Below are 15,016 nucleotides of genomic sequence, written 5' to 3'. Positions count from 1 at the left end.
AAGGAGGAAGAAGGAAGGGGGAAGAAGGAAGGAAGAGTTAACAAATTAGAAAAAGTTGGCAATTACAAGTTAGCGAACTCCCAAACAACCAAGACAACTATGGCTTCTCAAAAAAAATCGCGGAAATCTGCCTGCAAACTGGGTGCCGAAGACTCTTTGAAATTAGCTTGGGAACATCACCAAGCGGGACGTTTGTTAGAAGCTGAGAAGTTGTATCGGCAAATAATAGAAGTGCAGCCGGAATCAGCAAACGTGCTGTGTTTGTTGGGAATAGCGGCGAGACAGCAGGGAAAGATTGCAGAGGCGATCGACTTTTACGAAAAGGCGATCGCCCAAAACCGCGATTTTGTAGAAGCACATTTAAATAAGGCTAATCTTTTGCTGGATGTAGGCGAATATCAAAGGGCGATAGCCAGTTACGAACAAGTAATCAAAATCCAGCCAAATTCCGCACTCACTTACAATAATTTGGGCTGGGTCAAACAGCAATTAGGCGAAATAGACGCGGCTATTTTATATTACCAAACAGCGCTGCAACTCGACCCCAACCTGCACGAAACAGCGCACAACTTAGGACATTTATTTAAACAAAAAAATCAATTAAACGAGGCGATAGCTTGTTACCTCCACGCTTTAAAAATAAATCCCAATTTAACATATTCCCTGATGGGCTTGGGAACAGTTTTGCAGCAGCAAGGTAAATTAGCCGAAGCTTTCAACTGCTACCAGCAAGCTGTAAAACTAGAACCCAACAATCCCGAAGCTCACAACAATGTAGGAGCATTTTTCCACGAACAAGGCAATGTAAAAGCAGCAATATCCTACTACAGACAAGCATTAAAGTTAAAGCCAGATTTCGTTGAGGCTATTAACAATCTCGGACACGCTTTGGTCGATTTAGGAGAGTTTCAAGAGGCTTTTTCTTGTCACAGTCGAGCCTTGGAATTGCAGCCAGACAACGCCATCGCCCACCTGGAATTAAGTTTAACTTTGCTATTGTTCGGAGATTTTCAGCGCGGTTTTGCTGAATATGAGTGGCGGTGGCGCACTCCGCAACTACAACCGAGGCAATTTAAACAGCCGGTTTGGGATGGTTCGGATTTGCAGGGGAAAACTATTTTACTGCTCGTCGAGCAAGGCTTCGGCGATTCTATTCAGTTTATTCGCTACGCCCCAATTCTTCGGAGCCGAGGCGCTAAAGTTATGGTGGCTTGCTATCCAGAACTGATGCGGTTGTTTGCGACAGCTCCTGGTATTGAATATTTATCAGTTAGTCTGGAAGCTTTGCCAGAATTTGACGTTCACGCACCTCTGATGAGTTTGCCGCGAATTGTGGGGACAACTCTGGAAACAATACCGGCAAATATTCCTTATTTAGAGCCGCCTGCTGAGTGCAAATTTGCGCTTTCTTCTGATGCCAAATTGAAGGTAGGGATTGTTTGGGCTGGGAATCCTACAAGGCGGAAAGACAATCAGCGTTCTTGCAGCTTGAGCGATTTTATTCTATTTTTGGATGTTCCGGGAATTGCTTTTTATAGTTTACAAAAAAACTTGTCCGAGAGCGATCGCACTTTGTTGCACCAACACTTAGTGCCGGATTTAACTCCGCATTTGAACGACTTTGCTGATACCGCTTCGGCTATATCTCAACTGGATTTAGTCATTAGTGTCGATACGGCTGTGGCGCACTTAGCCGGTGCTTTAGGAAAACCGGTTTGGGTGCTGCTTTCTTTTGCTCCTGACTGGCGTTGGTTGCTGGATCGCGAAGACAATCCTTGGTATCCAACTGCGAGGCTTTTTCGCCAAAGTCAGCCGGAAAGTTGGCAAGAATTGTTTGAGGAAGTACAGGCGGCTTTGAGTTTATTTGCGATCGCCAATACTGCTAGTTATTCCGAGGAGTCTGCCCACGATCAGCTTGACTTCGTTTCACTCGCAATGACTGCTAATCATAAGGCTGACCTCGATTATGTGGCGATCGCAATGACAGATGCAAGCGTAGTTCAAGAGAGTAAACAAATATTTGTGATTGCGAGCGAAGGGTTAGCAGAAGGCTCTGCAGCTAAGCAATCGCAGGGGATTGAGACATCTGTTGCGATCGGAACAACGGGCGATAATTTGGTTGTTTTAGAGGATTTATTGCGGCAAGCAGAACATTTAATGGAAACAGGCGATAAGGAAGAGGCGATCGCCCTTTACGAACAAATCATATCTCTTCAGCCAAATTGCGTTCAAGCGCGGATTAATTTTGGTTTTCTCAAGCAAGAAAAGGGCGAATTAGAAGCCGCTATCCCGCATTACCGAGAAGCTTTAGCCATCGCTCCAAATATTCCTCAAACAGCTTACAACTTGGCAAAGATTTTTGAGGAACAAGGTCAAGCGGAAGAGGCGATCGCACATTACGAACAAGCTCTTGTGGCTCAACCGGATTTCGTACCTGCGTTAATTAATTTAGCCGTGGCGCTGCAAGAAAAAGGCGAACTTTTCAGGGCGATCGATCTGTACCGGCGAGCGCTGGAAATTCATCCGCATAGCTGGGAAGCTTACAACAATCTGGCAACAGTATTGCAAGAACAGGGCAATTTAGAAGAGGCGCTAGAGTATTATCACAAAGCTCTAGAATTGCTGCCGGATTTTGTGGAAGCTATCAACAATTTAGGCAGGACATTTCTGGAAAAAGGCGCGGTAGAAAATGCCATATCCTGCTACAGACGAGCGATTCATTTAAGTCCTAATCACGCTAGCGCTCACCTGAATTTATCCTTGGCTTTGCTGTTGGTGGGAGATTTGGAAAATGGTCTGGCTGAATACGAGTGGCGCTGGCAAATTAAAGAATTTCACACTGGTCATTCCTGTTTTTTGGCGGGAGCGGAAAATACTGTTTCGGCGAGAGAATATCGGCCGCTATGGGACGGTTCGGATTTGGTGGGAAAGACTATTTTGCTGCACGCCGAACAAGGTTTAGGCGATTCGCTTCAGTTTATTCGCTACGCTGCGATAGTCAAAAATAAAGGCGGTAGGGTAATTGTTGGCTGTTACCCGCAATTGCACCGTTTATTTGCAACGGTTGACGGTATTGATTTGCTAATAGTTAAAGGCGAGCGACTGCCGGAATTTGACGTGCAAGCGCCGATGTTGAGTTTGCCCTATATTCTTGGTACAAAGCTGGAAACAATACCGGCAAATACTGCTTATTTATCTCCGCCTGCAGGTGCTGAATTTGGACTTTTGCCCGATCGCACTTTGAAAGTTGGCATTGTCTGGGCGGGGAATCCAAAACACCGCAAAAACAAGCAGCGTTCGTGCAGTTTAAGCCAGTTTATGCCGCTTTTGGAGGTTTCGGGGGTAAGTTTTTATAGCTTGCAGAAAGAGGTTTCTGAGGCCGATCGCGCGCTGTTGAATCAAAGGTCGATCGTAGATTTGAGCCCGTATTTTGGCGATTTGGCCGATACTGCGGCTGCGATCGCCAAACTGGATTTAGTCATTAGTGTCGATACCGCTGTCGCCCATTTGGCGGGGGCTTTGGGCAAACAGGTGTGGATTTTGCTGGCGTTTTCGCCGGATTGGCGGTGGCTGTTGGAGCGCGAAGATAGTCCTTGGTATCCGACGGCGCGGCTGTTTCGCCAGCATCAGCGGTGCGACTGGGAGGACGTTTTCGATCGGGTTGCGGAAGCTCTAGGCGCGGTTGCTGCTGCATTTGTGCCGTCGGATTCGGCGGATGCAGAGTTTCGGCGGGGCGTGGATTTGCAGCAGCAAGCGGATTTTGGTGGTGCGATCGAATGTTATGAGCGAGCGATCGCGATCGATCCTAGTTACGCAGCCGCGCACAGCAATTTAGGCGTTGTCAAACAGCATACCGGCAGGGTAACAGAGGCGATCGCGCACTACCGACAGGCGCTAGCAATCGACGGGAATTTGGCGGAAACTGCGAGCAATTTGGGCAGCGCGCTCGCGGAAGCAGGGGAGACTGAAGAGGCGATCGCAGAATATCAGCGGGCGCTGTCTTTGAACCCGAATTGCGCGGAAGCGCTGATTAATTTGGGCCTGTTGCGGGAAGATAAAGGGGATGTGGCGCAGGCTATAAGCTGCTACGAGCAAGCAATTCAAGTCAATCCTAATTGCGCGGTGGCTTATTTGAATTTGGGAATTGCTTTGGAGGAACAAGGGGAGGAAGCAGAAGCGATCGCGAATTACGAACGCGCGATCGCAATCGAGCCAAATTATGCGGATGCCCTGCACCATTTAGCTTACGCCTTGATCCGACAGGGCAAAATTGACCGTGCGATCGCATACTACGAGCGATCGACTGCACTGCAACCGGATTTAGCAGAAACTCTGCTCGGTTTGGGGAGCGCCCTGCAACAAGAAGACAAGTTAGATGAGGCTCTAGCCGTTTGCCAGCAAGCGATTCAGCAATTACCTGCCAGTGCACAGGCTCACTGCAATCTGGGAATTGTCCTGCACAAACAGGGCAAAATTGAAGATGCGATCGCCTGCTATCAGCAAGCTTTGAGCCTGAAACCCGACTTTCCTGAAGCTTTGAACAATCTCGGCAAAGCTTTTGAGGAAGCGGGAAAAATGGCAGAGGCGATCGATTGTTACCGTCGGGCGATCGAACTCAAACCCGGTTATATCAATCCCCTCTACAGTTTGGCAAGTGCTTTGCATAATCGCGGACAATTTGCGGATGCTCTCACCTACTACAGCCAAGCAGTTAAATTCAATGTCGCTAGCCCCGAATCTCACCTAAATTTAGGTTTAGCTTTGCTGCTGGCGGGAGATTTTCAGCGCGGTTTTTCCGAGTACGAATGGCGACTTCTAGTTAAAGAAAAACAGTTCCGCTCCCACAACTTTATTCAGCCGCTTTGGGATGGTAAAGATTTGGAGGAAAAAACTATTTTGCTTTGCCCGGAACAGGGTTTAGGCGATGCAATTCAGTTTATCCGCTACGCTGATTTAGTCAAGCAAAAAGGCGGTAGGGTAATTGTTTGGTGTTTGCCGCACTTACAACGCTTGTTTGCACAAGTTTCTGGAATCGATGGGTTAATAGTTAATCCAGAGGATGCGCCGGATTTTCAAGTGCGCGCGCATCTAATGAGTTTGCCGCACCTTTTGGGGACAACTTTAGAAAGTATACCGGCGAATGTTCCTTATTTAGCTTCGCCGCCCGGTTTGGAATGTACTATTCGCGAAACTGCTAATTTGAAAATAGGGATTGTGTGGTCTGGCAATCCTCAACATTCGCAAAATAAGGTGCGATCGTTACCGCTAAATTTGTTGTCCCAACTGTTAGATATTCCCGGAGCAGAATTTTACAGCTTGCAAAAGGAAATGACAGCAGACGATAGCGCTTTGTTAGAGCAAATGCCCGTAACAGATTTAAGCTCTAATTTGCAAGACATGGCCTATACTGCGGCTGTAATATCGGCTCTGGATTTAGTGATTTCTGTAGATACTGCTGTGGCGCACTTGGCTGGTGCTTTGGGCAAACCAGTGTGGATTTTGCTGTGTTTTGTGCCGGATTGGCGGTGGATGTTGCAACGCGAGGATAGTCCTTGGTATCCCACGGCGCGGCTGTTTCGCCAGTCAACAGCGGGAGATTGGGAAGGAGTTTTAGAAGAAGCTGCTTTGGCGCTGAAAGAAAGAATTTGTCAGCATCAAGAATATCTACCGCCCAGAGAAACTCAAACCAATATTGAATTATATCAAAGACAGTTTAATCAGGGGAATATTCTCAAGTCGCAAGGAAGATTTGCCGAGGCGATCGCTTATTTTAAAAATGCTTTAGTTTTGCAGCCCAATTCGATAGAGGCTACCACTAATTTGGCAGTGACGCTGCACCAAACAGGCAATTTATCCGAAGCTGCCGCCTATTATCAGCGCGCGACCGAGATTGATCCAAACTGCGCTCAATCCCACAATAACTTGGGTATTTTGCTGCAAGATCAAGGCAATATAATGGCTGCTATATCTTGCTTTCAAAAGGCGATCGCCCTGAATCCGGTTTACGTCAAAGCTCTCAACAATCTCGGCGCCACACTCCAGCAGCAGGGCGAGTTGCCAAGTGCGATCGCCTGTTTTCATCAAGCACTTTCTGTCAATTCCAATTATGCGCCAGCGCTGGTAAATTTGGGTGCGGCGATGCAAACAGAATCTCAGCTAGCCGAGGCTGAACGCCTTTACGAGCTGGCAATTGAAGCCGAACCGCACAATCCTACAGGACACTATCACCTGGGAACGTTATGCTTGGCTGCGGGCAAAATAGAACAGGCAATTTCTAGCTTGGAACTAGCCATATCTTTGCACCCTAATTATCTAGAAGCTATTACTAATTTAGGCAGTGCGGTTGAACAATTAGGAGACGTTAATAAAGCAATTTTGTGCTACACTAAAGCTATAAAGCTTGATGCAAATTGTGTTAAAGCTCACTTCAATTTAAGCTTAGTCTTGCTGTTGACTGGGGATTTGCCGCGCGGTTTAGCAGAATACGAGTGGCGGTGGCAAACAGAACAGGCGAAAAAATTACCACGGTTGAATTTTGACCAACCAGTTTGGGACGGTTCAGATTTGAACGGCCAAACTATTTTGCTCCGATCCGAACAAGGTTTGGGCGATGCCATTCAATTTGTGCGATACGCGGCAATTGTGCAGCAAAAAGGTGGCAAAGTAATCATTTCTTGCTATCCAGAACTGAAGCGTTTATTTAAGCAGATTCCTGGGATTGAACAAGTGGTGAGTCGGATGGATGAATTGCCGGATTTCCAACTGCAAGCACCGCTGATGAGTTTGCCGTATATTCTCGGAACAAATTTAGAAAATATACCGGCAAATGTTCCTTATTTAGTTGCGCCGCCGAATTGGCAATTTTCCCTAAATTTGGATCGCAATTTCAAAGTTGGGATTGTGTGGGCGGGAAGTTCGGAACATTTGAAGGATTTTCAGCGATCGAGCGATTTAAGCTATTTCCTGACATTGTTAGATATTCCCGGTGTAAGTTTTTACAGCCTTCAGAAAGACTTATCGGCTGACAATCGTAGTTTGTTAACTCAAATTGCCGTGATAGATTTGAGCGACAATTTGAACGATTTTGCCGATACTGCGGCGGTGATATCGCAACTAGATTTAGTAATTTCTGTTGATACTGCGATCGCGCACTTAGCCGGTGCTTTGGGTAAACCGGTATGGATTTTGCTGTGTTTTATGCCGGATTGGCGGTGGATGTTGGAACGCGAAGACAGCCCTTGGTATCCGACGGCGCGGCTGTTTCGGCAGCAAAAACCGGGCGATTGGGTGGGAGTTTGCGATCGCGTAAAAACAGCCTTGCTAGAGAGGGCGGGCACGGGGGCACCGCCCCTACAATCTACTCGTTTCCAGGCTGTACCTGGTAACGGAGATACCGAAGCTTCGCCTCGATTTTCCTTATCGCCCGCACAGGTACAATTTTACATAGCAAAGGCCTTAGAAAAACAAGGTAAAAAAGCAGAGGCAGCCGATCGCTACGAACAAGTAATTGCCGCCTCACCCAGCCACGCAGAAGCCCACAGTTGTTTAGGTGATATCAAACAGGAAAACGGGGAAATAGCCGAGGCTATTGCTCATTACCAAAAATCGCTAAAAATCAATCCCAACCAGGCTGAAACAAACTTATATTTGGGTTCTGCCCTCGAAGAACAGGGACAAGTCGCAGAGGCTATCGACTTCTACAATAAAGCAATTCAACTACGTCCCAACTCGCCCAATTGGCGCTTGAGACTAGCCTTAGCTTTGCTTTTAACAGGAAATTATGAGCGTGGTTTTGCGGAGTACGAATCGCGCTGGCAAACTCAACAATTGGATCAGCGATCATTTGATCAACCACTTTGGGACGGCTCGGATTTGCAGGGAAAAACAATTTTATTGCACCCTGAACAAGGTTTTGGCGATACGATACAATTTATCCGCTACGCGCCTTTAGTTAAGCAAAAAGGCGGCAAAGTTATTGTGGCTTGTCATGTCTTGCTGAAGCGTTTATTTGAAGGAATTACAGGAGTCGATCGAGTAGGGGTCAGGCCGAGCGATTTGATAGATTTTCAAGTGCAAGCCCCGCTGCTAAGTTTGCCGCGAATTCTGGGAACGACTTTGGAAAATATACCGGCAAATATTCCTTATTTAGCTCCACCACAGGATTTTAAATTTTCCCTAGAGCCGAACAATAAACTAAAAGTAGGTATTGTGTGGGCGGGCGGCCCGCTGCACCGCAACAATCATCGGCGATCGTGTAAATTGAGCGATTTTGTGCAATTTGTAGATGTTCCGGGAGTGAGTTTTTACAGCCTTCAAAAAGATTTGTCAGCGGGCGATATTACTTTATTAAATCAACACCAAATTGAAGATTTGAGCGAACAGTGCGTCGATTTTGCCGACACAGCAGCAATTATTTCGCAACTCGATTTAGTAATTTGCGTAGATACTTCTGTCGGGCACTTGGCCGGTGCTTTGGGCAAACCAGTCTGGATTTTGCTGTCTTTTGTTCCCGATTGGCGCTGGATGCTGGAACGCGAAGATAGCCCTTGGTATCCCACTGCGCGGTTGTTTAGGCAGCAAAAAGCTGGTGATTGGGATGGAGTTTGCGATCGTATAAAAGCAGCCTTGCTAGAGAGGGCGGGCACGGGGGCACCGCCCCTACAATCTACTCGTTCCCAGACTCAGCCTGGTAACGCAGATTTTTATACTCCGCCTCAAATCCAACCCCCAGAAACTCCCCCACAACTTACAGGAATCGGCATTAGTTGGCCCCTCAGTATCACCAGCGGCTGGGGAATTTACGCCATGAATTTAACACTACAACTGCGGCAAAATCCTGCCTGGGAAGTTGCACTTTTAACACCGCCATCAATCACCTCAGAATCAATGAATCCGCTGCATAAATCGCTGTTGTTACCTGTAATTGAAAAGCACAAAAGTTTTCAGGAATTAGTAGCAGCAAATTCCGACAAACAAATTAGTTGTAATTTTCCCGTACTTTACGCTTTGGGGAATAATTTAGCATCCTCTGGAGTTGACAATCAAATTACCAGCGCTTGTCAAATAGGAGTCATATTTTTTGAAGACACACGAATCACAGCAGAAGCACTAGAAATAGCCAAAAAATATAGCGCGATTGTCGCAGGTTCTAACTGGAATGCGGATGTTTTGAGAAGCCGCGGCTTGACTAATGTGGCGATGGTACATCAAGGAATTGACCCAACAATTTTTCATCCTGCACCCAAATCTAATCTATTTGGCGATCGCTTCGTCATTTTCTCCGGCGGCAAACTGGAATATCGCAAAGGTCAAGATATTGTAATTGCCGCTTTCAAACGATTTCGCGCCAAACATCCAGAGGCTTTGTTACTAACAACATGGCACAACTTCTGGCCTCAGTATATGTTAGGAATCGAACAAACCGGAAACGTGGCCGGACTTCCCAATATCAACCGCGACGGAAGTTTGGAAATTTCCCAATGGTTAGTGGCTAACGGTTTGCCGATTGACTCTTTTATCGACATCGGCTTAATTCCCAATCACCTCGCTGGACAAATTTTGCGAGAAGCCGACTGTGCTGTTTTCACTAACCGCTGCGAAGGTGGCACTAATTTAGTCGCGATGGAAAGTATGGCCTGCGGAATTCCGACTATTTTATCAGCAAATACTGGTCATTTAGACTTAATTTACAGCCACATTTGCTATCCTTTATGGAGTCAAGGACGAGTTAAACTAACTCCTCCTTTTTCCGGTGTAGAAGGTTGGGGAGAGTCTGATGTGGCAGAAGTTGTCCAGGCTTTGGAACAAGTTTATACTAATCGCGAAGAATCAAAAACTCGCGGTTTAGCTGCGGCTAATTTTATGCTGGATTGGACTTGGGAAAAACAGGTTAAGCGTTTTTTGGATGTGATTGCCGATATGTAGATAACACTAAAGTCCTGACTACACACTTTCGGAAAATTGTTCGTAGTAAAGACTTTAGTCATTCTTAAAAAGATTAATTTTCGATTAATTCCAATAGTTTGTTAGCACTATTTACACTTTCAATATCGTATAGTTCTGGATTGTAATAAACAATTTGTGCTACCAATTTATGATGGTAACTTTGAGCTTTTTCATTCCTCGAACCATGAACGCGACGATAATTAAGAACTATTTCTCTCGTTCCCAAAAAAGGAATGCTATGTTTGTGACAATTAACCCAAAATTCCCAATCCTCATAACCTTCTTTCATCTCTGCTTTATAACCGTTGACCAAATTCCAAACTGATTTGTGATACAATGAAGACGTGCAAATCATATTAGATTGTTTAATATTTTTTGGTGAGTATAAATCATAACTGGGTATTGTGTGATTTTCATTGCCGCCAAAAAGTTGATAAGAACCAAATGCTATGCAAGGTACTTTGGATTTTAGACATATTTCTAAAAGACACATCAAGGCATTTGGAGATAAAATATCATCGCCATCTAAGGGCATTATGTATTGGCCGTTTGCTGACGCTATGCCAGTATTTCTAGCCATTGATATCCCTTGATTAGCTTGTTCTATTAGCCTAATTTGATGCTGGGGATTTGTTGCTATCAAATTTTTGGCTGCTGTGCTAGTAGTATCTAAGCTGCCATCATTAACAATGATTATTTCCCAATTTTTGTAAGTTTGATTGATAACGCTAGTTACTGCTTGCGACAAAAAATGACCTTGATTGTAACAGGGAATAATCACAGATATTAAAGGCCGATATTCCAACTGTGGTGCTGCAACTTTTTTGACGTTTTCTGACTGTAATTTTTGGGCGGAATTTCGAGCAGCTTGCAAGCTATAAAAATAAATCTTGGGATGGACGATCGCTAATTGATTCAGCTCGGTATTTTGATACTCATTTACTAACCTCGGATATCCCGACAAGTGCTCTTGTTTAACAAAAATCAAGATATTCTGAGCGTACCAAGGCTCGACTTTTTCATTGTTCCATATTTTTTTTCTCAAGCAGTCAATAACTGCATAGCCGTTTTTGTGAAAGTAATAAACCCAATATTGTGGCCACTGTTCGTTAACGTGTTCGACGCCTCCTTGAAATGGTATCGCAGCAGAAAACAGAATCACTGGTGCTAGTTGAGTGAGAGAATTAACAAAGTTTTCGGCACAGGTAGCCGGTAAATGTTCGGCAACTTCCAGAGAAATTGCTAAGTCAAACTTTCTGTTTATTTGCAGCGGTTGCTTTAAATCGGCGGATTGGAACTGATTTAAAGGAATTTGTAAAATAGTGCGATCGACATAATCGCCATCTATTCCCAAACAATCAGCAATTCCCAACTTGTGAAACGCAGCTAACCAACTTCCCGTACCGCAGCCCACATCTACCACACTTTTAGGTAAAATGGGTTGCAGCAAGTCTAACAGCAGGGGAATAATTTCTCTAGCAGAAGTGCGAGTTCCTTCTCCGATTAATGGGTAAAAATCTCTTGTATAAGATGACTGTTGGTTTTGATTGGTTTGGCTGCCTGTTTGAGAATTAATTGCCTCTAAACTGCTAATATTGTAACCATGCAAATGTGCTGGAAACTGCCAGGAAATATTGGGATCTGGTTGATGTTTTACTGGCTCAACATTGCCCCGCCAAGCAGCCCCCATAATTTGCATTGTTTGATATACTACCGTTTGCCATCCCATTTGCTTCAAGTAATCTAAACCTTTACCAACATCTGGAGCGGTTAAATCGTGAAATAAAATTATTGCATCTTCCTCAGCCAATTTTTCACACGCAATGGCATCATTTAACGGCCCATCACCTCCGTGTTCTCCGTCAATAAAAATTAACGACCATTTGCGGTTGAATTGAGCGGAATATTCTTCTACTCTTTGGGGGCTATAGCCGGGTATTAGCTCGACTGATGTTTGAACACCCGACGCATTTAGAGCACCTTGAATTGAATCGATGACGCTTTGTCTGATGTCTTCTCTTTCTAACAGCGGATCTACGACATCTAACTCAACTCCTGCGAGGGCTAAGTGACAGGCCGACCAGCCTAGCCAGCAACCTATTTCTAAGGCTTTTTTACCTTTGAATTGCAGAGCTGTATTGTAAAGGATGTGCGCTTCGTCGCGATTCAAAAAGCCGATGAATGGATAGCGCTTGTCTGCATACCAATTATGCGGAATTTCCCGGCGCAAATAAGGCCAGTTACTCGCATTTGGATCGGCAATAATCATATTGGGGAAATAGGAGTCAGGTATAATTATTTGGAACCCTGGGGAAACATAATCGCCTGGTTGTAATAAATTATTTTTGCTTAGTTCAGGTTGTTGGTAAGTCATTTTTAGTTCTTGAAATATTGGTATTGCTGCCTGTATTTTAGGTTGATAACGGACGCTAATTTCCAGTATATCGCCGTCAGTTGCCATCAATTGTACTCGGTCAAACTGCTGGCGGCCAGCTAAATGCAAAATGCCGATCGCCTCCTGCGGCAAGTACGGCTCCACAAAACAGCCTCGCTGCTTGTCCCAAACCGGAAAACCGTTGAATATCCAATTGCACCAAGCTGGTAGCATTTCAGTCAGATTGAACAATTCGCCACTGTAAACAGCTAGGTTTAGGGCAAATTGATCTGTCATGACACAGCCGGATTTTTGCAATCCTTGATTGAGTTTTTCAGCCCATATTTCCCAGTGCAAAGCATCTTTTCGGAGGGCGAAAACTCCGGCATTTAATATCGGATAACTGTATAATTTATTAGCGACTTCTTCACCAAAGTTAGCTTCGTATTGTTGATAAACCCACTGCCAAAACTGAGGAAGTTGTCCGTACTGCTGCAAGCTAGCCCTGTGAACTTCGGGAACAATTGCCAGTCCCCGGCGCGATGCTCCTTCAACTAACAAATTAATTGCTCTCCAGTCTTGAACCCAAGCATCCGCATCTATCCAAAGGTATATATCAAAATTGGGGAAGTATTTTCGCAAACAAGGTCTAACTAATAGCCCTTTTAAATGTTCGGGGGCTTCATTTTTGCCCGGAAAGTCAAAGTCCCAATCGGGCTTTTGAATGATATTAACTTGTGTTTCCAGCCACTGCAATTGTTGGGGAGTGCAGCCGAGATCGAAAAAGCCGATCGCCACATTTTCGCCCTCGGGTTTTTCCCGCACCGATAAAATAGTACCTCGCACCAATTCAAAGTAATTTGCATCGGCGGCCGTAATCATGATAATCTGCATAAAATTAAATATAACTGAGATATTGCACCATTCTCAAGAAGCTTTTTATGGGCGGGCTCTTCGGCACACCCCACAAGAAAATTCACTCTTTGTGGAACGGGCATCTTGCCCGTTCTTGAGAATGGTGAAATATGTGATATTTAACCAACTACTCTGAGATAAAGTATAGCACGGAGGAGGAATTGTGAAAAACCACAAAGGGAAAGTTTATTTAGTCGGTGCGGGGCCCGGAGATTGTAACTTGATGACAGTGCGATCGCACAAACTGCTATCCCAAGCCGAAGTCTTAATCTACGACGCTCTAATCGACATCCCGCAACTCGAATTAATCCCACCAACTTGTCGGAAAATAGAAGTCGGCAAACGCGGCGGGAAACCTTCCACCCAGCAGCAAGAAATTAACCGTTTGCTGGTAGAAAATTGCCAAGTCGGAAAACAAGTAATCCGCTTAAAAAGCGGCGATCCGTTTATTTTTGGTCGTTCCAGTTCCGAAATTCAAGCCTTAATCACAGCGGGCTGCGAGTTTGAAGTCATACCCGGAATTTCTTCCGCCCTATCGGCACCTTTACTAGCAGGAATTCCCCTCACAGATCCGGTGATGAGCCGCTGTTTTGCAGTGATGAGCGCCCATGAACCGGATGCTTTGGAATGGGAAGCATTAGTGCAGATAGAAACTTTGGTAATATTGATGGGAGGGCGAAATTTAAGCGAGATAATTTGGCAATTGCAAAAGCACGGACGATCGCCAGAAACTCCGATCGCCATTATCCGAGATTGCGGCCGTCCAGAACAGCAAATTTGGCTGGGAAATCTCTCCAACATTGTACAGCAAACAGCAGGTCAATCTCTATCGCCTTGCGTGATCGTAATTGGGGAAGTAGTTAGATTGCGCGAATATTTAATCCAGCCAGAAAGCACAAATATGATCGATACACCAGTCACCACTAATAACAGCCAATTGCCACTAGCAGGAAAAACCATTTTAGTCACGCGATCTGTTTCTCAGTCGGCTGAATTTAGCGATCAACTCCAGCAACAAGGAGCCCGCGTGCTCGAAATGCCTGCCTTGGTAATTGGGCCACCGTCCACTTGGGAACCATTAGACAGTGCGATCGCACAATTGTCAAGCTTTCACTGGTTAATTCTCACTTCCCACAACGCTGTAGACTGCTTTTTTCAACGATTACAAGCAAAAGGCAAAGACGCCCGCAGCTTGTTTGGCATTAAAATCGCAGTTGTCGGGAAAAAAACAGCAGAAAGTTTGCGATCGCACTCTCTACAACCAGACTTTATTCCCCCCAACTTTGTCGCCGATTCCCTAGTCGAGAACTTCCCCTGGCAGGGCGGGCGCGGGGGCACCGCCCCTACAAACTGCAAGATTCTATTTCCGAGAGTAGAAAGCGGCGGCAGAGAAGTTTTAGTTAAAGAATTCACCGCCCAAGGAGCGCAAGTAATAGAAGTGCCAGCTTACCAATCTTGCTGTCCCGAAACCATCGATCCGATCGCCCTATCCGCACTCCAAAATCAAGCCGTAAATATCATAACCTTTGCCAGTTCCAAAACTGTGCATAACTTTTGCAATCTCCTCGAAAAAAGCCCAGACTTATCCCTGTCTAAGGATTGGTTGGAAAACGTTTGCATTGCATCCATCGGCCCGGAAACTTCCAAAAGCTGCCAGAAATTATTGGGTAAGTTAGACGTAGAAGCCAAAGAATATACCTTAGACGGATTGACTGAGGCGATCGTCCAATGGGCACAAGCGAGGTTGTAAAATAGTTGTACGATCATTAGGAGGAAAGAAAC

General features: G+C 45.3%; 3 protein-coding genes. 2 read left to right on the top strand and 1 reads right to left on the bottom strand.

What is annotated here, in order from left to right; all coding sequences use genetic code 11:
- The first annotated feature begins 99 nt into the window (after positions 1–99).
- Positions 100–9,924: a tetratricopeptide repeat protein gene (locus tag QUB08_RS04655; RefSeq protein ID WP_333223673.1), complete on the top strand. Its 9,825-nt coding sequence runs from the start codon at positions 100–102 to the stop codon at positions 9,922–9,924.
- Positions 9,925–9,997: 73 nt separating this feature from the next.
- On the opposite strand, the gene QUB08_RS04650 is transcribed toward QUB08_RS04655, so the two are convergent.
- Entirely contained in the window at positions 9,998–13,213 is a 3,216-nt protein-coding gene (locus tag QUB08_RS04650; RefSeq protein WP_333223672.1) for a glycosyltransferase, read from the bottom strand.
- 184 nt (positions 13,214–13,397) lie between these two features.
- Here QUB08_RS04650 and cobA point away from each other — a divergent pair, with 184 nt between their 5' ends.
- Positions 13,398–14,984, top strand: coding sequence for a uroporphyrinogen-III C-methyltransferase (gene cobA / locus QUB08_RS04645; protein ID WP_333223671.1), 1,587 nt, complete (start codon positions 13,398–13,400; stop codon positions 14,982–14,984).
- Positions 14,985–15,016 lie beyond the last annotated feature (32 nt).

The sequence above is a fragment of the Microcoleus sp. BR0-C5 genome, assembly GCF_036705045.1.
Lineage (GTDB): Bacteria > Cyanobacteriota > Cyanobacteriia > Cyanobacteriales > Microcoleaceae > Microcoleus.
This window is presented reverse-complemented; position numbering and strand designations above follow the sequence as displayed.

Excerpts from the sequence above, each read along its gene's own strand:
- QUB08_RS04655 (WP_333223673.1), top strand. The coding sequence starts at position 100 with ATGGCTTCTCAAAAAAAATCGCGGAAATCTGCCTGCAAACTGGGTGCC.
- QUB08_RS04650 (WP_333223672.1), bottom strand. The coding sequence starts at position 13,213 with ATGCAGATTATCATGATTACGGCCGCCGATGCAAATTACTTTGAATTG.